The organism is Streptomyces lacrimifluminis (assembly GCF_014646095.1).
Classification (GTDB): Bacteria; Actinomycetota; Actinomycetes; order Streptomycetales; family Streptomycetaceae; genus Streptomyces; species Streptomyces lacrimifluminis.
Window position 1 is genome coordinate 24,368 of the sequence record NZ_BMMU01000043.1, and the last position, 20,409, is coordinate 44,776.

Below are 20,409 nucleotides of genomic sequence, written 5' to 3' on the forward strand. Positions count from 1 at the left end.
TCACAGGTGGCCCCCAGGCATGCCACAGCGCGCACCCACCCACCGTCCGGACGATTCGACGGTGACATCTGCCACCGACCCACACCCCCACGCCCCGGAGACCCTCGCCGCCGCCGATCCCGCGGCCCCCGGGACTCCACCGGCCCCCGCCCCGTCAGGCATGCCCCGCGCTCCCGAGAAGGCGCCGCGCTGGTCGCTGCCCGCGCTGCTCGCGATCATGCTGCTGGCCGGGGTCCTGTACTCCTGGAACCTCTCCTCCTCCGGCCTCAACAGCTTCTACAGCGCGGCCGTACTGAGCGGCACGCAGAGCTGGAAGGCGTGGTTCTTCGGCTCGCTCGACGCGGGGAACTTCCTCACCGTCGACAAGCCGCCCTTCGTCCTCATGGTCATGGGCCTGTCCTGCCGTGTGTTCGGCTACGGCACCTGGCAGATGATGGCGCCACTGATCGCGTCCGCGCTCGGCACCATCTGGATCCTGCACTCCTCCGTGAAGCGGGTGTTCGGGCACACGGCGGCCACCGTGGCCGCGCTGGTCCTGGCGCTCACCCCGATCACCGTGGCCATCAACCGGGACAACAACCCCGACACGCTGCTGGTCTGCCTGATGGTGGCCGGCGCGGCCCTCGCCCTGCGCGCCACGCGCGACGGCAGGCTGCTGCCGCTGCTCGGCTCGGCGGTGTGCTTCGGCCTCGCCTTCAACACGAAGATGCTCCAGGGTTACATCGCGCTGCCCGCCGTCTTCGCGGTCTACCTGTACGCGGCCGACCTGGGCCTCGTGAAGCGGATCGTGAACCTGCTGCTCGCGGGCGTCGCACTCGCGGTCGCCAGCTTCTGGTGGGCCACGGCCGTGTCCCTCGTACCGGCCGACGAACGCCCGTACATCGGCGGCTCGACGGACGGCAGCGCCTGGAACCTGATCATGGGCTACAACGGCCTCGGCCGCGTCCTCGGCGGCGAGGGCAACGGCGGGGGCGGTGGAGGCGGTGGAGGCGGCTTCTCCGGGACCGCCGGTATCGGCCGGATGTTCAACGAGATCCTCGGCGGCCAGATCTCCTGGCTGTTGCCCTTCGCGGGCATCGCGCTGGTGGGCGGCCTGGTACTGATCGGCCGGGCCCCGCGTACGGACGCGACCCGCGCCGCGCTGCTGATGTGGGGCGGCTGGGCACTGCTCCACTACCTCACCTTCGCCATGGCCGAGGGCACGATGCACCCGTACTACACGACCGCCCTCGCGCCCGGTATCGCGGCGCTGTGCGGTGGCGGCGGGGTGCTCCTGCTGCGCGCGTTCCGCACCGACAGGCGGTGGGTGTGGGTACTCCCGTCGGCCCTCGGCGTCACCGGCGTCTGGTCGATCGTCCTGCTGCGCCGGACCGCCGACTGGAACGCGTGGCTGTGGCCGACGATCGCCGTGGTCATGGCACTGGCGATCACGGGTCTGCTGGTCTTCCGCACCGGACGGCGAGTGCGGCTGCTGGCCGCCTCGGTGGTGGCGGCGATCGTCGCGGCGGTGGCGGGCCCGGCCGCGTACTCCTTCGCGGAGACCTCCGCGACGGGTGGCGGCATGGGCGGCACGAACCCGACGGCCGGGCCTTCGACGGGCGGCGGCATGGGCGGTCCCGGGGGCGGCGGTGGCGGTCGCGCGGGCGGCGGTTTCCCCGGTGGCGGCAGCGGCGGGCCGGGCCAGCAGAGCGGCCAACAGCAGGGTGGGCAGGCCGAGTCCGGTCAGCAGGGCGGCCAGACGGGTACGCCGCCCAGTGGCGGTATGCCCAGCGGGGCACCCGACGGCAGCGGTCAGCAGGGCAGTGGCCAACCGGGTAGCGGTACGGGTACGCCGCCGGGCGGCACGAGCGCCGAGGCCGGCGGTCAGCAGCAGGACGGGCAGCCCGGCGGTATGGGCGGTGGCGGCGGAGGTATGGGTGGCGGTGTCGACAGCGAGCTGATCACGTACCTGAAGAAGCACCAGGACGGCGCCAAGTGGCTGCTGGCGGTGTCCAATTCACAGGGTGCGGCGCAGCTGATCGTGAGCAGCGGTGAGCCGGTGATCTCCATGTGGGGCTGGACCGGCACCGACAAGGCGATGACCCTGGCCAAGCTCAAGGAGCTGGTGAAGAAGGGCGAGTTGCACTACATCCAGCTCGGCGGCGGCATGGGCGGCGGGGGCGGTATGGGCGGCTCCAGCCTCAGCTCGGAGGTCACGGCCTGGGTGCAGGAGCACGGTACGGCGGTGAAGGAGAGCGAGTACAGCGGCGGCACGGCGACGGAGTCGTCCGACGCATCGAACTCGTCGACGTCGCCGACGTCGACGATCTACCGACTGGACGCGTCGGACGTCAGCTGAGCCCGTCCGACACCGACTGGCCCTTGACCGAAACCACGGTCAGGGGCCACCCCCTTCTCCAGACCACCTCTTGTCCTCCCCCTGGCTCTACGCGCGTCAAATCACGGCGGAATCAACCAAGTTGCCGGTTTAAGTCACCCAACAGACACGTGCAGTTCATTGCCCGAAACGCATGTCCATGTCACGCTCCCGGATGTCTCCCCCATTCGACACGCGTAGAACGGACACCCCCGATGCCCGCGACGCAGATACGCACCCGCCGTTGGAAGACCGTGGCGCTCGCCACCTCGACCGTCCTGGCGGCCCTCGCCATCCCCACGATGACCGCCACCCCGGCCGGCGCGACGACGACCGCGTACGACTCGACGTACTACAAGAACGCGATCGGCAAGACCGGCACGAGCCTCAAGTCCTCGCTGCACACGATCATCAGCAGCCAGACGAAGATCTCGTACTCCGCGGTCTGGAACGCGCTCAAGGTCACCGACCAGGACCCCAACAACAGCAGCAACGTGATCCTGCTGTACAGCGGCGCCTCGCGCAGCAAGTCCCTCAACGGCGGCGACGTGGGCGACTGGAACCGCGAGCACACCTGGGCCAAGTCCCACGGCGACTTCGGCGAGGCGACCGGCCCCGGCACGGACCTGCACCACCTGCGCGCCTGCGACGTGACGATCAACAGCATCCGCGGCAACCTGGACTTCGACAACGGCGGCAGCACGGTCTCGGGCGGCGGAGGCAGCCTCAAGGACTCCGACTCCTTCGAGCCGCGCGACGCGGACAAGGGCGATGTGGCGCGCATCATCCTCTACATGGCCGTGCGCTACGAGGGCGACGACAGCTGGCCCGACCTGGAGCCCAACGAGAAGGTCAACAACGGCAGCAACCCGTACATGGGCAAGCTGTCCGTACTCAAGCAGTGGAACGACGAGGACCCGCCGAGCGCCTTCGAGGAGAGGCGCAACCAGGCGATCTACGACACCTACCAGAAGAACCGCAACCCGTTCATCGACCACCCGGAGTGGGTCGAGGCGATCTGGTAGCCGGTCCGGCAGCGGGCGTACGCATTGCCGCCTTGCCCTGAACTCGCCGTGACCCACGGGGAGTTCAGGGCCGTCTGTCGTTCCGCAACCCGATGATCGATCCGCCGAGGAACACGTTGATGACGAGGATCAACCACCGGTCCTTCGCGCCGCGCGCGAACGCGATGTACGACGGCAGCAGGTAAAGCACGGCAAGGGCCACCATGACCACGATGGCCAGCAAGCTTTTCACCGTGTGCTCCACGGACTGATCTTCGGAATGTCGTCGTACTCCACGTGGCCAAGACCGAGAGGATCACAGTCGGAGAGCCGCGGGCGACGGGACAACAGGCTCTCCAGCCGCGCCCGTTCGCGCAGCCTCACGCGGTGCGTGCCGCGGAGGAGAAGTAGGAGTTGGACGTCGGCAGGAACATCAACAGGATGGCGCCGAGGGCGAGCAGGGCCGGGATGCTGCCGACCAACAGGGCATAGACGATCTCGCCGGCCGTCTCTTCGTCGAAGCCACTCATGTTCATGCTGCCCACGAAAAAGAGCATGCCCAGAGCACCGACGGCGGCGAGCCCGTTCCGTGCCCATCCACGGCCCTCGCGCATCTTGAAGGCGAGGAGCAGGAACAGCGCACTGGTGACCACCAGGAATCCCGCAGACATGGCGACCTGCCGCATCGCGCCCTGCCCCATCTCCTCACGCATCTCCGCGAACCCCGAGGGAGAGATGACGAACGTGTCCAGCACCCAGATGACGGTGTCCACGGCAATCGCCGCGACCAGGGCCCAGAAAGCCGTGTCCACCGTTCCGGGTCGCCCGGTCCGGTCTGCTTCCGCACTCATCATCCGGCCCTCTTCCCCTTGGGTTCTCGGTCCGATCCGCTTCTGCCGCTTGTCACTTGCTCTCGCACGCAGGCTCTCGTCCGACTTGCCCCTGGAGACGATCAACCGGGTTCGTCGGTTGCCCCTGGGGACCGGAATCGTTGCCGGTCGCGCCTCACGCGTACGACCATCCCCGACACGGTCTGCCGGAGCCGGGTGCACGCAGGGTCTCCGTCGTTCTCGCGGCCGGCCCGGCGTGGCCGCCTCACCGAGACCAAGACGGCCTTCCTTGACCGTCCGCGGGGTGCACTCGCCGAGAGGTCGTCTGGTTCGATCGCGGTTGTGGCGCCTGATTGTTGGTCCGTTCATTCTTCCAGCGCCGGACAGTCCCCGTCCGTCAGCCCAAGTGCGTCGCCGCGAACATCCGCAGCACCGCCGGAAGCACCACCACCGACGGCCCCGGCGCCGCCAGCGCCTTCGCGAGGTCCGTCTCCAGCTTCTGCGCCGACGTCCGCACCCCCGGCACCCCGAACGACTCCGCCAGTGCCACGTAGTCCGGCCGCGCCAGCTCCGTGCCCGTCGTCTCCCCGAACGCGTCCGTCATGTACTCACGCAGGATGCCGTAGCCGCCGTCGTCGACGATCAGCCAGGTGACGTTGAGGTCGTACTGCCGGGCCGTCGCCAGCTCCGCGATCCCGTACAGCGCGCCGCCGTCGCCCGAGACCGCGAGCACCGGGTACGTCGGATCGGCCACCGCCGCTCCCAGGGCCGCCGGGAAGGCGTAGCCGAGGCCGCCCGCGCCCTGGGCCGAGTGCATGGTGTTGGCGCCGCGCGGGTCGAAGGCCGACCATGCCCAGTACGAAAGAATCGTCATGTCCCAGAAGGAGGGGGAGCGGGACGGCAAGGCCGCCCTGATCGACTTCAACAGGCCCTGTTCCAGCGTGAGTTCCTGGTCGGCGAGGCGCGCAGCGACTCGGTCCAGTACCCCCCGGACCCGGTCGCCCGCCGTCTCCCCCGCCGTCTCGTCCTCCCTCACCGCCGGCACCGTCTCCAGCAGCGCCTGCAACGCCAGCCGCGCGTCCGCATGGATGCCCAGCGCCGGGTGGTTGGCCTCCAACTTGCCCAGGTCCGCCTCGACTTGGACGATCCGGCCGCGCGGCTTGAACGTGTGGTAGTTGGAGGAGAGTTCGCCCAGGCCCGAGCCGACGACCAGCAGGACGTCCGCGTCCTCCAGGAAGTCGGTCATGTGCCGGTCCTCCAGCCAGGACTGCAACGACAGCGGGTGCGTCCACGGGAACGCGCCCTTGCCGCCGTACGTCGTCACCACCGGGGCCCGGAGGCGTTCCGCCAGCGCCCGCAGCTTGCCCGAGGCGTCCGCCCGTACGACCCCGCCGCCCGCGATGATCGCCGGGCGCTCGGCGTTCGACAGCAAGTGGGCTGCCAGCGCCGTCAGTTCGGGGCGCGGGGGCAGTTCCTCGGGGAAGGCGTCGCCGCCCGTCACCACGGGAATCGGGGTTTCCGCCAGCAGTACGTCCTGCGGGATCTCCACCCACACCGGGCCGTGCGGGGCCGTGAGCGCCGACTTCCAGGCCGCCTCGATCACCGACGGGATCTGGGACTGCGTACGGACCGTGTGGACCGATTTCACCACACCCCTGAACGACGCCTGCTGGTCCGGGAGTTCATGGAGGTAGCCGTGCCTGCCGCCGCCCAGCCCCGCCGTCGGGATCTGACTGCTGATCGCCAGGACAGGGGCCGAGGCCGCCGCCGCTTCCTGGAGCGCCGCGAGCGAGGTGAGTGCGCCCGGGCCCGTCGACAGCAGCAGCGGCGCCGCCTCGCCCGTGATCCTGCCGTACGCGTCCGCCGCGAACCCCGCGTTGTTCTCCACCCGCAGACCGATGTACCGCAGGTCGGAGCGGCGCAGCGCGTCGAACAGACCCAGGGCGTGCTGGCCGGGCAGGCCGAAGACCGTCGTCGTGCCGAGGCCGGCCAGCGTCTCCACGACCAGGTCTCCGCCGTTGCGGCCGGGGGGCGGGTTGAGCGCGGCCTCCGTCTGGGCGGCGGTCGGCTTCAGTACCAGGTCGTGGTCGTGGGTCACTGCGTTTCGCCGTCCTTGTTCTCGTCCCTGTCCCTGCGGGCCTGTGCGATCTGCTGGGCGATCTGGCGGGACATGATCGTCGTCAGTTCGTACGCCGTGTGCGACGCCGCGACCGAGGTGATCTCCGCGTGATCGTACGCGGGGGCGACTTCCACGACGTCCGCCGAGACCAGGTTGCAGGACGCCAGGCCCCGCAGGATCTCCAGCAGCTCCCTCGACGTCATCCCGCCGGCCTCCGGCGTGCCCGTGCCGGGTGCGAACGCCGGGTCGAGGCAGTCGATGTCGATGGAGATGTAGAGCGGGCGGTCCCCGATGCGCTGGCGGAGCTGGTCGGCGACCTCGTCGACGCCGCGCCGCATCACGTCCGCCGACGTCACGATGCCGAAGCCCATCTTCGCGTCGTCGTCCAGGTCCTGCCTGCCGTACAGCGGGCCGCGCGTGCCGACGTGCGAGAGGGCGGAGGTGTCCAGGATGCCTTCCTCCACCGCCCGCCGGAACGGCGTCCCGTGCGTGTACTCGGCGCCGAAGTAGGTGTCCCAGGTGTCGAGGTGCGCGTCGAAGTGGAGCAGGGCCACCGGGCCGTGCTTCTTCGCGACCGAGCGCAGGAGGGGAAGCGCGATCGTGTGGTCGCCGCCGAGGGTCATCATCCTCGCCCCCGTCCCCAGCAGTTCGTCGGCCGCCGCCTCCACCGTCTCCACCGCCTCGTTGATGTCGAACGGGTTGACGGCGATGTCTCCGGCGTCCGCCACCTGCGCCAGCGCGAACGGGGACGCGTCCTGCGCCGGGTTGTACGGCCGCAGCAGCCGCGACGCCTCGCGGATCGCGTTGCCGCCGAAGCGGGCGCCCGGCCGGTACGAGACACCCGAGTCGAACGGCACCCCGACCACGGCGACATCCGCACGTCCGCCGACCTCGTCGAGGCGCGGCAGCCGCGCGAAGGTCGCGGGACCGGCGTACCTCGGGATGCGCGACGAGTCGACGGGGCCGCGGGGCGTCTCGTACGCCTCGTAACTGCTGGTCATGCTGTTCTGCCTTCTTTCCTGCGCCTCGGGGCCGGTTTGGATATGGATTCGGATCCGCCGATACGGGTTTCGGTACGAGTTCGATGGTGCGCCCGACGAGCCGCTCGCGCCAGCGTAGGTGGTGACCGGGAGGCGACGGTGCCCGACCGGGTGCGGCGGGCGCTGAACAGGGCTCTCCTCACCACGGACCTCGACGATCCGGACATACGGTCCCCGATGGCCGGGCGGCGTGACCTGCGTCCCAGCGGCCGGTACGCCCGGGTGCTCGCGGTGTCGCCTGCCTCACAATGGGAGGCATGCCGATACCCGGGATTCCCAGCCGCGCCGAGCTTGTCGATCACCTTGTGAAAACCCGTATCGCGGGTGATGTCGCCACGCCCCGCGAGAACAACCTCTCCCACTACCGCAAGCTGGCGAACGGCGAACGGCACTACTGGCTCGGGCTGGAGCTGGGCGACCGCTGGAGCGACGAGCAGGACGTGCTCGCGGTGATGGCCGAGCGGGTCGGCGTCAACGACGATCCCGAGCACCGCTACGGCCAGGACACCATCGACCCCGAGCTGACGGTCGCCGCGCTGGAGCGGCTGGCTGCCCGGCTGCGCAAGGCGGCCGACGGGCACGAGCGGGTGCTGTTCGCGACCGGCCACCCTGGCGGCCTGCTCGACGTGCACCGCGCCACGGCCGACGCGCTGCGGGCCGCCGGCTGCGAGATCGTCGTCATTCCGGACGGTCTGACGACGGACGAGGGGTACGTGTTCCAGTTCGCGGACGTGGCGGTGCTGGAGCACGGGGCCTCGCTGTGGCACACGCACTCCGGCGAGCCGATGCGCGCGATCCTGACGGGCCTTGAGCGGGAGGGCCGCCCGCTGCCCGACCTGGTCGTCGCCGACCACGGCTGGGCGGGGTACGCCGCACAGCACGGCATCGACTCCGTGGGATACGCGGACTGCAACGATCCGGCGCTGTTCCTGGCCGAGGCGGAAGGCACCCTCCAGGTCGCCGTTCCGCTCGACGACCATGTGACGAGCCCGCGCTTCTACGACCCGCTGACGGCGTTCCTGCTGACCGAGGCCGGGCTGCTCGACGACTAGAAACGCACGTCAGGGCGTGCGGGGGACCCTGATCACGCCCTCCTGGATGACCGTGATGGCCAGCTGCCCGTCCTGCGTGTAGATGCGGCCCTGGCCGAGGCCACGGCCGCCGGACGCGGACGGTGACTCCTGGTCGTACAGCAGCCATTCGTCGGCGCGGAACGGGCGGTGGAACCACATCGCGTGGTCCAGGGAGGCGCCGACCACATCGCCCACCGCCCAGCCGCCGCGTCCGTGCGCGAGCAGGACGGAGTCGAGCAGCGTCATGTCGGAGACGTACGTGGCGAGGCAGACGTGCAGCAGCGGTTCGTCGACGGCGCCGCCGAGCTTGCCGTTCGTACGGAACCAGACCTGGGAGCGCGGTTCGCGGGGCTCGCCGAACCTGCCGTAGGGCGGGTCGTCGACGTAGCGGAGGTCGACGGCCTCGCGGGACCGGAGGAACTTCTCCACGACCGCCGGGTCCAGGTGCGCGTACCGCGGGAGCTGTTCCTCGGCCGTGGGGAGGGTCGCCGGGTCGGGGGCGACGGGCATCGGGGCCTGGTGGTCGAGGCCGTCCTCGTGCCGCTGGAAGGACGCGGAGAGGTGGAAGATCGGCTGTCCGTGCTGGACCGCGACTACGCGGCGGGTGGTGAAGGAACGGCCGTCCCGGATGCGGTCGACGGTGTAGACGATCGGCACACCGGGGTCGCCGGGGCGCAGGAAGTACGAGTGGAGCGAGTGGGCGGGGCGGTCGGCGGGGACCGTCCGGCCGGCGGCGACGAGGGCCTGGGCCGCGACCTGCCCGCCGAAGACACGCGGGACGATGGCGGGCCTGGACCGGCCGCGGAAGATGTTCTCCTCGATCTGCTCAAGGTCGAGCAGATCGAGGAGAGACTGAAGTGCCTGACTCATGCAGTCATTTCTACGGGTCAGTAATTTCCGGGACCTTACGGGCCCATGTCCTGGCAGCCCAGGTCCTGACAGGCCCGCAGATCCCAGCCGTGCGATCCCGGCCGTGCGGAAGTACCTACAGGCCCATGTCCTTGGCGATGATCGACTTCATGATCTCGCTGGTGCCGCCGTAGATCCGGTTGACGCGGTTGTCGGCGTACAGGCGGGCGATCGGGTACTCGTTCATGAAGCCGTAGCCGCCGTGCAGCTGGAGGCAGCGGTCGATGACGCGGTGCGCGACCTCGGTGCAGAACAGCTTGGCGCTGGCGGCCTCGGCCGGGGTCAGCTCGCCCGCGTCCAGGGCCTCGGTGGCACGGTCGGCGACGGCCTCGGCGGCGTCCACCTCGGCCTTGCAGGCGGCCAGCTCGAACTTGGTGTTCTGGAAGTGCGCGACCGGCTTGCCGAAGACGACACGCTCCTGGACGTACTGCTGGGCGAACCGCACAGCCGCCTTGGCCTGCGCGTACGCGCCGTAGGCGATGCCCCAGCGCTCGGAGGCGAGGTTGTGGCCGAGGTAGGAGAAGCCCTTGTTCTCCTCGCCGAGGAGGTTCTCGACGGGCACCTTGACGTCGACGAACGCCAGCTCGGCGGTGTCGGAGGTCTTCAGGCCGAGCTTGTCCAGCTTGCGGCCGATCGAGTAGCCCTCGGACTTGGTGTCCACCACGAGGAGGGATATGCCGTGGCGGCGGTCCTCGGCGCTGGGCGCGTCGGTGCGGGCGCAGACGATCATCTGGTCGGCGTGGACACCACCGGTGATGAAGGTCTTGGAGCCGTTGAGGACGTAGTGGGTGCCGTCCTCGCTCAGCTTGGCGGTGGTCTTCATGCCCGCGAGGTCGGAGCCGGTGCCCGGCTCGGTCATCGCGATCGCCCACATCTCCTCACCGGAGACGAACTTCGGCAGGTAGCGCTTCTTCTGCTCGTCGGTGGCGAGCAGCTTGACGTACGGCAGACCGAGCAGCACGTGCACACCGGAGCCGCCGAAGGAGACACCCGCGCGCGCGGTCTCCTCGTACAGGACGGCCTCGAACTTGTACGAGTCGATGCCGGCGCCGCCGTACTCCTCGTCGACGCGGATGCCGAAGACGCCCAGCTCGGCGAGCTTGTAGTAGAAGTCGCGCGGCGCCTGGCCGGCGGCGAACCACTCGTCGTAGACGGGAACGACCTCGGCCTCGATGAAGGCGCGAAGGGTCTCCCGGAACGCCTCGTGGTCCTCATTGAACACAGTACGGCGCACCGCCGCCTCCTCGACTCGAACACCTAAGCGCTTGCTCAGATCAACCGTACCGGCGAGTACGAAGCCCCGTCCAGTGGAGTTGGGCCGTAACGCTCATCACTCTCCCGCCCCCGCCGCCGCGAAGGCACCCCTCGCCATCCGGTGCAGCAGGCCCGCGGTGACGCCCCGGCCGGGCAGCGCGCCCGGGCGGCCCAGGTGCGGGGTCGAGTTCAGGAGGCCGAAGACCGAGTGGACCGCGGAGCGCGCGGTCGGTTCCGTCAGCTCCGGATAGACCTCCCGGACCACCTCCACCCACAGCTCGACGTACTGCCGCTGGAGCTGACGCACCAGCTTGCGGTCGCTGTCGCGCAGGCGGTCCAGTTCGCGGTCGTGGAGGGTGATCAGGGGGCGGTCGTCGAGGGCGAAGTCGATGTGGCCCTCGATGAGGGAGTCGAGGAGCGCCCCGGGGTCCCCGTCGGCCTCGGACACCCGCCGTTTGCCGCCCGTCAGGAGCTGGCCGCTGATGCCCACCAGCAGCTCGGCGAGCATCGCGTCCTTGCCCGGGAAGTGGCGGTAGAGGCCGGGGCCGCTGATGCCCACGGCCGCCCCTATCTCGTCCACGCCCACGCCATGGAAACCGCGCTCGGCGAAGAGCCTGGCGGCCTCCTTGAGGATCTGTTCGCGGCGGGTCGGGGCGTCGGTTCTGGTGGCCATGCGATTGATTCTAGACACGGAGGTTAGCGGTCGTTAACCTGAAGGAAATGACGTTAACGCTCATTAACCAGTCGCCCGCCGGGTGACCACTGGGCGATCACCGGGTGAGGGGACCGCAGGATGCAGGAGGCACCGGAGCTGCACAGCACGGCGGACCCCGCGTCGGAGGCCTGGCGGGCCAACGAGGCGGCTCATCGCGCGCTGGTCGGGGAACTGCACGGCAAGCTGGCCGCGGCCCGGCTGGGCGGGGGCGAGAAGGCCCGGGAGCGGCACACCGCGCGCGGGAAGCTGCTCCCCCGGGAGCGCGTCGACCGGCTCCTCGACCCCGGGTCACCCTTCCTGGAGATCGCCCCTCTCGCCGCCGACGGGATGTACGAGGGGCAGGCGCCCGCCGCCGGTGTCATCGCCGGGATCGGGCGGGTCAGCGGGCGCGAGTGCGTGATCGTCGCCAACGACGCCACCGTCAAGGGCGGCACGTACTACCCGATGACCGTCAAGAAGCATCTGCGCGCGCAGGAGATCGCCCTCGACAACCGGCTTCCGTGCATCTACCTGGTGGATTCCGGGGGCGCCTTCCTGCCCATGCAGGACGAGGTCTTCCCCGACCGCGACCACTTCGGGCGGATCTTCTTCAACCAGGCACGGATGTCCGGCGCCGGGATTCCGCAGATCGCCGCCGTGCTCGGATCGTGCACCGCGGGGGGTGCCTACGTCCCGGCCATGAGCGACGAAGCGGTCATCGTCCGCAATCAGGGGACCATCTTCCTGGGCGGTCCCCCGCTGGTGAAGGCCGCCACGGGTGAGGTGGTGACCGCCGAGGAACTGGGCGGAGGGGACGTCCACGCGCGCGTGTCGGGCGTCACCGACCATCTCGCCGAGGACGACGCGCACGCCCTGCGCATCGTGCGGAACATCGCCGCCACCCTCCCCGCTCGCGGGCCGCTGCCCTGGGGCGTCCAGCAGTCCATCGAGCCCAAGGTCGACCCCCACGGCCTCTACGGCGCCGTACCCACCGATTCCCGCACGCCCTACGACGTACGGGAGATCATCGCGCGCGTGGTCGACGGTTCCCGTTTCTCGGAGTTCAAGGCCGAGTTCGGGCAGACCCTCGTCACCGGCTTCGCACACATCCACGGGCACCCGGTCGGGGTCATCGGCAACAACGGCATCCTGTTCTCCGAATCCGCCCAGAAGGGCGCCCACTTCATCGAGCTCTGCGACCAGCGCGGCATCCCCCTGCTGTTCCTCCAGAACATCTCCGGCTTCATGGTGGGCCGGGACTACGAGGCGGGGGGCATCGCCAAGCACGGCGCCAAGATGGTCACGGCCGTGGCCTGCACACGCGTGCCCAAGCTGACGGTCGTGGTCGGCGGTTCGTACGGCGCGGGGAACTACTCCATGTGCGGCCGGGCGTATTCGCCGCGCTTCCTGTGGATGTGGCCCGGCGCCAAGATCTCGGTCATGGGCGGCGAGCAGGCCGCGTCCGTCCTCGCGACCGTCAAACGGGACCAGTTGGAGGGGCGCGGGGAGTCCTGGCCTGCGGCGGACGAGGACGCCTTCAAGGACCCGATCCGCGCGCAGTACGAGCGTCAGGGCAACGCCTACTACGCGACCGCCCGGCTCTGGGACGACGGCGTCATCGACCCCCTCGAAACCCGCCAGGTACTGGGTCTCGCGCTCACCGCCTGCGCCAACGCGCCACTGGGCGACCCCCAGTTCGGCGTCTTCCGGATGTGAGGACTCATGTTTGACACTGTGCTTGTCGCCAACCGGGGCGAGATCGCGGTCCGGGTCGTCCGCACCCTCCGCGCGCTGGGCGTGCGTTCGGTGGCCGTCTTCTCCGACGCGGACGCCGACTCGCGGCACGTCCGGGAGGCCGACACCGCAGTACGGCTGGGACCGGCGCCGGCCGCCGAGAGCTATCTGTCCGTCGAGCGACTCCTGGAGGCGGCTGCCCGCACCGGCGCCCAGGCCGTGCACCCGGGGTACGGCTTCCTCGCGGAGAACGCGGGCTTCGCACGGGCGTGCGTCGATGCCGGGCTCGTCTTCATCGGGCCGCCCGCCGACGCGATCTCCCTGATGGGTGACAAGATCAGCGCCAAGGAGACCGTGAAGGCGGCTGGAGTACCCGTGGTGCCCGGCGGCCGCGACCCCGAACTCGCCGCTGCTGCCCGGGAGTTGGGAGCTCCGGTACTGCTGAAGCCCAGTGCGGGTGGCGGCGGCAAGGGCATGCGTCTGGTCCGGGACCTCACCACCCTGGAGGAGGAGATCGCCGCCGCGCGGCGCGAGGCCCGCGCCTCCTTCGGTGACGACACGCTCCTGGTCGAGCGGTGGGTCGACCGGCCCCGGCACATCGAGATCCAGGTCCTGGCCGACGCCCACGGGAACGTCGTGCACCTGGGCGAACGCGAGTGTTCGCTCCAGCGCCGCCACCAGAAGCTCATCGAGGAGGCGCCCAGCGTGTTCCTCGACGACCGGACCCGGGCCGCGATGGGCGAGGCGGCGGTCCAGGCGGCACGCTCGTGCGCATACGAGGGCGCCGGCACGGTCGAGTTCATCGTCCCGGGCACCGACCCGTCCTCCTACTACTTCATGGAGATGAACACCCGCCTCCAGGTCGAGCACCCGGTGACGGAGCTGGTCACCGGCCTCGACCTGGTGGAGTGGCAGCTGCGGGTGGCGGCGGGCGAGCCGCTCGGCTTCGGGCAGGAGGACGTACGGCTGACCGGGCACGCCGTGGAGGCGCGGATCTGCGCGGAGACGGTGTCCGTGCGGGCGGGTGCGCGCGGGTTCCTGCCGTCCGGCGGCACGGTGCTCGCGCTGCGCGAACCCTCCGGTGACGGCGTACGCACCGACTCGGGGCTGACCGAGGGCACGGAGGTCGGTTCGCTGTACGACCCGATGCTGTCCAAGGTGATCGCGTACGGCCCCGACCGGCCGACCGCGCTCCGTAAACTCCGCGCTGCCCTCGCGGAGACGGTCACGCTGGGCGTGCCGACGAACGCCGGTTTCCTGCGCCGGCTCCTCGCCCATCCGGCGGTCGTGGCAGGCGAGTTGGACACGGGGCTGGTGGAGCGCGAGGTCGACTCCCTCGTACCGGACGGGGTGCCGGAGGAGGTCTACGAGGCGGCGGCGGCCGTACGGCTGGAGGCGCTGCGCCCGAAGGCGACGGGGGACGGCTGGACGGATCCCTTCTCCGTGCCCAGTGGTTGGCGACTGGGCGGTACACCGGAGCCGCTGCCCTTCGAGCTACGAGTGACGGGACTCGAACCCGTCACCCACTTCCCGCAGGGCACGCACACGGTCACCACCGCCCAGGTGTCCGTGGTCGTCGACGGCGTCCGCCACACCTTCCACCGCGCCGGCGACTGGCTGGGCCGCGACGGCGACGCCTGGCAGGTGCGCGACCACGACCCGGTGGCGGCCTCGCTCACCGGCGCCGCCCACGCGGGAGCCGACTCGCTGACCGCCCCGATGCCCGGCACGGTGACGGTGGTGAAGGTGGCGGTCGGGGACGAAGTGGCCGCCGGTCAGAGCCTGTTGGTGGTCGAGGCGATGAAGATGGAGCACGTCATCGCCGCCCCGCACGCGGGCACGGTCGCCGAACTGGACGTCACCCCCGGGACGACGGTCGCCATGGACCAGGTACTCGCCGTGATCACGCCGCACGACGAGAAGGACACGGAGGCGACGACGCGATGACGATCCCAGGGCTGCCGATGACCGTACCGGCGGCGAATCTGCCCGCGCGGGTGCGGATCCACGAGGTGGGCGCGCGGGACGGGCTCCAGAACGAGAAGACGACCGTCCCGACGCCGGTGAAGGCGGAGTTCGTCCGCCGACTGGCCTCCGCCGGCCTGACGACGATCGAGGCGACCAGCTTCGTCCACCCCAAGTGGGTGCCCCAACTCGCGGACGCGGAGCAGTTGTTCCCGCTCGTCAGGGATCTGAGCGAGCTGAGCGATCTGGGGGTGGCGCTCCCGGTTCTGGTGCCGAACGAACGTGGCCTGGACCGGGCCCTGGCCCTCGGCGCTCGGCAGGTCGCCGTCTTCGCCAGCGCGACGGAGTCCTTCGCGAAGGCCAACCTCAACCGGACGGTCGACGAGGCACTGGCGATGTTCGAGCCGGTCGTGTCCCGGGCCAGGGCGGAGAACGTCTCGGTCCGCGGCTACCTCTCCATGTGCTTCGGCGACCCGTGGGAGGGCCCGGTGCCGGTCGGGCAGGTCGTCCGGGTGTGCAGGGCTCTGCTGGACATGGGCTGCGACGAGTTGAGCCTGGGCGACACGATCGGCGTCGCGACGCCGGGTCATGTGCGGCGCCTGCTGACGGAGTTGAACGAGACGGACGTACCGACGTCGACGCTCGCCGTGCACTTCCACGACACCTACGGCCAGGCACTGGCCAACACGTACGCGGCGCTGGAACACGGCGTCACGACGGTCGACGCGTCGGCGGGCGGCCTCGGCGGCTGCCCGTTCGCCAGGTCCGCGACCGGCAACCTGGCCACCGAGGACCTGGTGTGGATGCTCCAGGGCCTCGGCATCGAGACCGGCGTCGACCTCACCGGCCTCGTCGCCACCAGCACGTGGATGGCCGACCGACTGGGCCGACCGAGCCCGTCCCGCACCGTACGAGCCCTGTCCCACAAGGATTCGCAGGGCTCACAGGCCTCTCAGGATTCCCAGGAGCAGTGAAGGACCATGGACCACAAGCTCTCCCCCGAACTGGAAGAACTCCGCCGTACGGTCGAGCAGTTCGCGCACGACGTCGTGGCCCCGAAGATCGGCGACTTCTACGAGCGGCACGAGTTCCCGTACGAGATCGTCCGCGAGATGGGCAGGATGGGCCTGTTCGGACTGCCGTTCCCCGAGGAGTACGGCGGTATGGGCGGTGACTATCTGGCGCTGGGTATCGCCCTGGAGGAACTGGCGCGGGTCGACTCGTCGGTGGCGATCACGCTGGAGGCGGGGGTGTCGCTGGGCGCGATGCCCATCCACCTGTTCGGCACGGAGGAGCAGAAGCGGGAGTGGCTTCCGCGGCTGTGCGCCGGCGAGATCCTGGGCGCGTTCGGCCTGACGGAACCGGACGGCGGCTCGGACGCGGGCGCGACGCGGACGACGGCCCGGCTGGACCCCGACACCGGTGAGTGGGTGATCAACGGGACGAAGTGCTTCATCACCAACTCGGGTACGGACATCACGGGCTTCGTGACGGTGACGGCGGTGACGGGCCGCAAGGAGGACGGCAGGCCACTCATCTCGGCGATCCTGGTCCCGTCCGGGACGCCGGGCTTCACGGTCGCGGCACCGTACTCGAAGGTCGGCTGGAACGCCTCGGACACCCGGGAGTTGTCGTTCTCGGACGTGCGCGTCCCAGCGGCGAACCTGGTCGGCGAGGAAGGGCGCGGCTACGCCCAGTTCCTGCGCATCCTCGACGAGGGGCGCATCGCGATCGCCGCGCTGGCGACCGGACTTGCCCAGGGCTGCGTGGACGAGTCGGTGAAGTACGCGAAGGAACGGCACGCGTTCGGGCGTCCGATCGGCGCGAACCAGGCGATCCAGTTCAAGATCGCGGACATGGAGATGAAGGCCCACACGTCCCGCCTGGCCTGGCGGGACGCGGCCTCCCGGCTGGTGGCGGGCGAGCCCTTCAAGAAGGAAGCCGCCCTGGCCAAGCTGTACTCCTCCACGATCGCGGTGGACAACGCCCGCGACGCGACCCAGATCCACGGCGGCTACGGCTTCATGAACGAGTACCCGGTGGCCCGGATGTGGCGCGACTCGAAGATCCTGGAGATCGGGGAGGGCACGAGCGAGGTCCAACGAATGCTCATCGCACGGGAGTTGGGGCTGGGGATGGAAATGGCGGGCTGAGACCCACGGAGAGTGCCCCGGTGATCGCGGCGGCGTGCCGGTAGGCGCTGTGGGCCGCCGCGAGGACCTGGTCCTGCGCCTCGGGGTCGGTGAGGGTCTGGTCCATGCGGGAGGCGAAGCGCGCCCAGCGGTCGCGGTCGCCGCTCGTGTAGTAGGCGACGCCGTCCGTGCCCGGCAGGCGGTAGGCGGCGGTGACATGCGGGTGCAGGAAGAGGGCGCCGAGCGTCGAGCCCTCCATGACATAGAGGAAGCCGAGGAGGGCGCGGAGGTCGGCGTCGACGGCCCGCTGCCGTATCTCCGCGGTGAACGCCTCGGCCTCTTCGACCGCCCAAGGGCCGGGCGCGGTGCCGAGGTTCGCGAAGTAGGCCAAGTCACGCTCGATGAGGGGAAGTTTGCCGAGGTCCGGCGACCACACAGGGTCGGCGGAGGAGTCCGCGACGCGGGAGAGTTCCCCTTCGAGGGTCTCCAACACCACCCGGTAGGCGCCGAGTTGGCCCACGTACCGCTCGACGGGAAGCGTTTCGGCGATCATCGCGCTCGCGAACGGGGTGGCCTCCAGGGCGTCGTGCCAGTCGCGGGTGCTCGTACGCAGCCGCTCGACCATCGTGGCCGGGACCGGGACCGGGGCCGCCGTCACGCGCCGCTCCGCTGCTGGAGCGTCTCGTGGAGACGGTCGATGAGGTGACCCTTGCGTTCGATGGTGAGGTCGAAATAGGCCGCGCTGCGGTCGGACCGGCACACGCGGTACACGCTCTCCTTGGCCTCACGCTTCAGCCGGACGGCTTCGGCGGCGAGCGCGAGGAGGGTGGGTTCCAGCTCGGGACGACCGAGGACGTACGCCTTGAGCTGCTCCCCTGCGAGTGACCGTTCGGACGACTCCGGGTCGAGCAGTTCGAGGAAGACCCGGTTGCTGAGCCCGTCGTAGTCCTCGTGGATCCGGCCCCCGCCGAACTCGGGCACGAAGTCGGTGAGGTCGTTGAACAGCTGGCTGGCCAGGCCGAGTTGGCGCATGGCGGCGTCCAGGACGTACTGCTCGTCGTCGATGACACGCAGACCCGTGAGCGCCGAGTCGAGCGGCATCCGGAAGAGCGTTCCGGTCTTGAGAGCGGCGAGTGACTCCCAGTAGGCCAGGCGCTCTTCGAGGGGCGCGGCCAGCAATTCGGCGCGGGTCTCGGCCGTACGCGTGGACAGGTCGACGGCCTGCCCGGTGAAGCCGCTCTCGACGGCACGCAGCAGACTGTCCACGACAGCGGGATCGGCCGCGTGCCGCAGGACGGCCGCGATCAGCCAGGAACCGGTGTTGAGCGCGAGGGGCACGCCGTGGGTGACGTGGAGCGCGGGTTCTCCGTAGCGGATGTCACTGCCGTCCTGGATGTCGTCGATGGCGACGAAGGCCTTGAGAAGGACCCGTACAGCCACGGCGGCCCGCCGGACGACGGCCAGGTCGGCCTCGGAATCGCCGCCCCCGGCCTCGTCGGGGAAACCCCGGTAGTTGCGATAGGCCCAGTACACCATCGACGGCCGCAGCGGGGCCCGGTTGCCGCCGGGCGCCCCGGCAGTCGGGGGCAACGCCTCCTGGCCCACCTTGGACCCGACGGCATCGGCGACGGGTTCGTAGAGGGAGCGCCGTAGGGCGGCCTCGTACACGGACTGCGAGGCGACCGCCCCAGGAGCGGTGAGCGAACCGAGAAACTCGGCCAAGTCGTCCTCCAGCAGAGCGGCATCGCTCCGCACCACGTCCGCTACCGCGTCCACCGCTCCCCCAGCCGCATCAGCGACCCTCTCCATGGCACCCATACCCGCCCCAGCCTCCGCTTCCAGCTCCCACCCCCGACCCCCGTCGATACGCAGAGCGTGATCGCAACTGGCATATTTCGCAAGAGAGTTCGAGGACAGTGCGGCAGCCAGTACGGCGAAATCCGGCCACCGGGCGCGCCATATGGACCTACGCAGGTCTACACGGATCTGAATGCATGCCCCTTTGGCAAATTCCAACAGCAAAAGCCACTCGTACGGCTGAACGCATCACCTTGTCGCCATAGAAACGCATTGACCCCATTACGTTCCATCGCATGGTCAGCTCACCGCACGAGGCGATGCACCAGATCTTCAGGGAGGACCCGGAGCTGTTCGCCCGAGCCCTTCCGAGGGCCGGCATCCCCTTCCCCAAACCCACGTCGATCCAGTTCCTGGACACCGATCTCGCCGAGATCAAGCCCGTGGAACGCCGCGTGGACACCCTGTTACGGATCAGCACGGCGGACAACGACGGCTATCTGCTCGCCTTCGAGTCCCAGGGCCAACCGGACGAGAAGAAGCACAGCAGCTGGACGTACTACTTGGCGTACCTGTACGCGAAGTACAAGGTGCCCCCGATCCTGCTGGTCCTGTGCCGGGACAAGAACACCGCGTCCTGGGCCGCGAACCCGATCCGTATCGGCCTGCCGGCGCACACCAGCATCGCGGTCTTCCCCCTGGTCCTGGGCCCGGACAACCTGCCCACGATCATCGACCCGGACGAGGCGGAACAGGACATCCCCCTGGCGGTCCTGTCCGCGCTCGCCCACGCCAAGGACCCGGCCCTCCCTGCGATACTGGATGCTCTGGCGACGGCGCTGGCCAACGTCGGCGGCAACGCCTTGGACGACTGGGCGGAATACACCGAAATCGGCCTGGGTGACACCCCGGCCCGCGCACTCTGGAGGAACCTCGTGGCCATGCGTCCCAGCCGCTTCCCGGGCAGCGGCACCATCGTGGAGGAGTACCGGATCAAGGGCTTCACGCAGGGGGAGGCCGAAGGCAAGGCCAAGGGTGAGGCCGAGGGCCGGGCCAAGGGTGAAGCCGAAGGTAAAGCCAAGGGCGAAGCCGAGGGCCGCGCCCAGGACATCCTCCGCATCCTCGACCTCCGCGGCATCGACATCCCCGAGGCCGCCCGCGAACGCATCAGCGGCTGCACCGACCTGGACATGCTCGGCACCTGGTTCGACCGCTCACTCACAGCCGCTGACGCGGACGAGTTGTTCGCGGAGATGTAGCCTCCGGAGCCGACAAGGACGGGCGCCACCAGAAGAGTCCACCGGCGGCGCGGCCCGGTCCCGCTTGGGGAGCTGCCCAGGGCGAGGATCAGCAGCGACTGAGCCCGGCGGTCACGGCGGCCTGAAAGACGGACAAGGCCGGAAGGCGGCCGAATCCCCCCATTCTTCTCACGTTATGAGCTCACTGAGCTTCTTCAGCGTTGCCGCTCCAGGGTGAGGACGGCTTTGGCGATTGACGTCATG

At 69.9% G+C, this 20,409-nt stretch carries 17 protein-coding genes; 8 read left to right on the forward strand and 9 right to left on the reverse strand.

All coding sequences use genetic code 11. From position 1 onward, the window contains the following. The first annotated feature begins 61 nt into the window (after nt 1-61). Entirely contained in the window at nt 62-2,338 is a 2,277-nt protein-coding gene (locus IEY89_RS36460) for an ArnT family glycosyltransferase (protein WP_189151838.1), read from the forward strand. Between the two features lie 233 nt (nt 2,339-2,571). Next, entirely contained in the window at nt 2,572-3,381 is an 810-nt protein-coding gene (locus tag IEY89_RS36465) for an endonuclease I family protein (RefSeq protein ID WP_189151839.1), read from the forward strand. A 64-nt stretch (nt 3,382-3,445) separates the two neighbouring features. Here the strand turns inward: IEY89_RS36465 and IEY89_RS36470 are convergent, their stop codons facing one another. The 4 genes from IEY89_RS36470 to speB form a co-directional block, all read right to left on the reverse strand. Continuing rightward, nucleotides 3,446-3,625: a superinfection immunity protein gene (locus IEY89_RS36470; RefSeq protein WP_189151840.1), complete on the reverse strand. Its 180-nt coding sequence runs from the start codon at nt 3,623-3,625 to the stop codon at nt 3,446-3,448. Between the two features lie 115 nt (nt 3,626-3,740). Then, complete coding sequence (locus IEY89_RS36475) at nt 3,741-4,172, reverse strand: hypothetical protein (protein ID WP_189151841.1); 432 nt, start codon at nt 4,170-4,172, stop codon at nt 3,741-3,743. Between the two features lie 415 nt (nt 4,173-4,587). Then, nucleotides 4,588-6,288, reverse strand: a complete 1,701-nt coding sequence (locus IEY89_RS36480) for a thiamine pyrophosphate-binding protein (protein ID WP_189151842.1) — start codon at nt 6,286-6,288, stop codon at nt 4,588-4,590. After that, nucleotides 6,285-7,310, reverse strand: coding sequence for an agmatinase (gene speB, locus IEY89_RS36485; RefSeq protein WP_189151843.1), 1,026 nt, complete (start codon nt 7,308-7,310; stop codon nt 6,285-6,287). Before speB ends, IEY89_RS36480 begins: the two co-directional genes overlap by 4 nt. Nucleotides 7,311-7,606: 296 nt before the next feature. Here speB and IEY89_RS36490 point away from each other — a divergent pair, with 296 nt between their 5' ends. Next, nucleotides 7,607-8,401 carry a phosphatase gene (locus IEY89_RS36490; protein WP_189151844.1) on the forward strand — a complete coding sequence of 265 codons (795 nt, stop codon included), beginning with the start codon at nt 7,607-7,609 and terminating at the stop codon, nt 8,399-8,401. Nucleotides 8,402-8,410: 9 nt separating this feature from the next. On the opposite strand, the gene IEY89_RS36495 is transcribed toward IEY89_RS36490, so the two are convergent. The 3 genes from IEY89_RS36495 to IEY89_RS36505 form a co-directional block, all read right to left on the reverse strand. Next, a complete protein-coding gene (locus IEY89_RS36495) occupies nt 8,411-9,292 on the reverse strand; it encodes an acyl-CoA thioesterase (RefSeq protein ID WP_189151845.1) in 882 nt (293 codons plus the stop codon). Nucleotides 9,293-9,407: 115 nt separating this feature from the next. Further along, on the reverse strand, nt 9,408-10,565 hold the full coding sequence (locus IEY89_RS36500; RefSeq protein ID WP_189151846.1) for an acyl-CoA dehydrogenase family protein: 1,158 nt from the start codon (nt 10,563-10,565) through the stop codon (nt 9,408-9,410). Between the two features lie 96 nt (nt 10,566-10,661). Next, nucleotides 10,662-11,258, reverse strand: a complete 597-nt coding sequence (locus tag IEY89_RS36505) for an SACE_7040 family transcriptional regulator (protein ID WP_189151847.1) — start codon at nt 11,256-11,258, stop codon at nt 10,662-10,664. Nucleotides 11,259-11,378: 120 nt separating this feature from the next. Here IEY89_RS36505 and IEY89_RS36510 point away from each other — a divergent pair, with 120 nt between their 5' ends. From IEY89_RS36510 to IEY89_RS36525, 4 genes are read left to right on the forward strand one after another with little or no spacing between them, the layout of a single operon-like run. Further along, a complete protein-coding gene (locus tag IEY89_RS36510) occupies nt 11,379-12,995 on the forward strand; it encodes a carboxyl transferase domain-containing protein (RefSeq protein ID WP_189151848.1) in 1,617 nt (538 codons plus the stop codon). A 6-nt stretch (nt 12,996-13,001) separates the two neighbouring features. After that, entirely contained in the window at nt 13,002-14,960 is a 1,959-nt protein-coding gene (locus IEY89_RS36515) for an acetyl/propionyl/methylcrotonyl-CoA carboxylase subunit alpha (RefSeq protein WP_189151849.1), read from the forward strand. Continuing rightward, nucleotides 14,957-15,952 carry a hydroxymethylglutaryl-CoA lyase gene (locus tag IEY89_RS36520; protein WP_189151850.1) on the forward strand — a complete coding sequence of 332 codons (996 nt, stop codon included), beginning with the start codon at nt 14,957-14,959 and terminating at the stop codon, nt 15,950-15,952. The genes IEY89_RS36515 and IEY89_RS36520 overlap by 4 nt, the downstream gene beginning before the upstream one ends. Nucleotides 15,953-15,958: 6 nt before the next feature. Beyond that, nucleotides 15,959-17,131 (forward strand): acyl-CoA dehydrogenase family protein, encoded by a 1,173-nt coding sequence (locus IEY89_RS36525; protein WP_189151851.1) that lies wholly within the window; start codon nt 15,959-15,961, stop codon nt 17,129-17,131. Here IEY89_RS36525 and IEY89_RS36530 read toward each other — a convergent pair. Both IEY89_RS36530 and IEY89_RS36535 read right to left on the reverse strand, forming a co-directional pair. After that, a complete protein-coding gene (locus IEY89_RS36530) occupies nt 17,088-17,768 on the reverse strand; it encodes a biliverdin-producing heme oxygenase (protein ID WP_189151852.1) in 681 nt (226 codons plus the stop codon). The two genes, IEY89_RS36525 and IEY89_RS36530, sit on opposite strands and share 44 nt — an antisense overlap. Then, nucleotides 17,765-18,886 carry a polyprenyl synthetase family protein gene (locus IEY89_RS36535; protein WP_229695625.1) on the reverse strand — a complete coding sequence of 374 codons (1,122 nt, stop codon included), beginning with the start codon at nt 18,884-18,886 and terminating at the stop codon, nt 17,765-17,767. The genes IEY89_RS36530 and IEY89_RS36535 overlap by 4 nt, the downstream gene beginning before the upstream one ends. Nucleotides 18,887-19,203: 317 nt before the next feature. Here IEY89_RS36535 and IEY89_RS36540 point away from each other — a divergent pair, with 317 nt between their 5' ends. Beyond that, nucleotides 19,204-20,166 (forward strand): RpnC/YadD family protein, encoded by a 963-nt coding sequence (locus IEY89_RS36540; protein ID WP_189151854.1) that lies wholly within the window; start codon nt 19,204-19,206, stop codon nt 20,164-20,166. Nucleotides 20,167-20,409: the final 243 nt, after the last annotated feature.

Excerpts from the sequence above, each read along its gene's own strand:
- IEY89_RS36465 (WP_189151839.1), top strand. The coding sequence starts at position 2,572 with ATGCCCGCGACGCAGATACGCACCCGCCGTTGGAAGACCGTGGCGCTC.
- speB (WP_189151843.1), bottom strand. The coding sequence starts at position 7,310 with ATGACCAGCAGTTACGAGGCGTACGAGACGCCCCGCGGCCCCGTCGAC.
- IEY89_RS36490 (WP_189151844.1), top strand. The coding sequence starts at position 7,607 with ATGCCGATACCCGGGATTCCCAGCCGCGCCGAGCTTGTCGATCACCTT.
- IEY89_RS36495 (WP_189151845.1), bottom strand. The coding sequence starts at position 9,292 with ATGAGTCAGGCACTTCAGTCTCTCCTCGATCTGCTCGACCTTGAGCAG.
- IEY89_RS36505 (WP_189151847.1), bottom strand. The coding sequence starts at position 11,258 with ATGGCCACCAGAACCGACGCCCCGACCCGCCGCGAACAGATCCTCAAG.
- IEY89_RS36510 (WP_189151848.1), top strand. The coding sequence starts at position 11,379 with ATGCAGGAGGCACCGGAGCTGCACAGCACGGCGGACCCCGCGTCGGAG.
- IEY89_RS36515 (WP_189151849.1), top strand. The coding sequence starts at position 13,002 with ATGTTTGACACTGTGCTTGTCGCCAACCGGGGCGAGATCGCGGTCCGG.
- IEY89_RS36520 (WP_189151850.1), top strand. The coding sequence starts at position 14,957 with ATGACGATCCCAGGGCTGCCGATGACCGTACCGGCGGCGAATCTGCCC.
- IEY89_RS36525 (WP_189151851.1), top strand. The coding sequence starts at position 15,959 with ATGGACCACAAGCTCTCCCCCGAACTGGAAGAACTCCGCCGTACGGTC.
- IEY89_RS36540 (WP_189151854.1), top strand. The coding sequence starts at position 19,204 with ATGGTCAGCTCACCGCACGAGGCGATGCACCAGATCTTCAGGGAGGAC.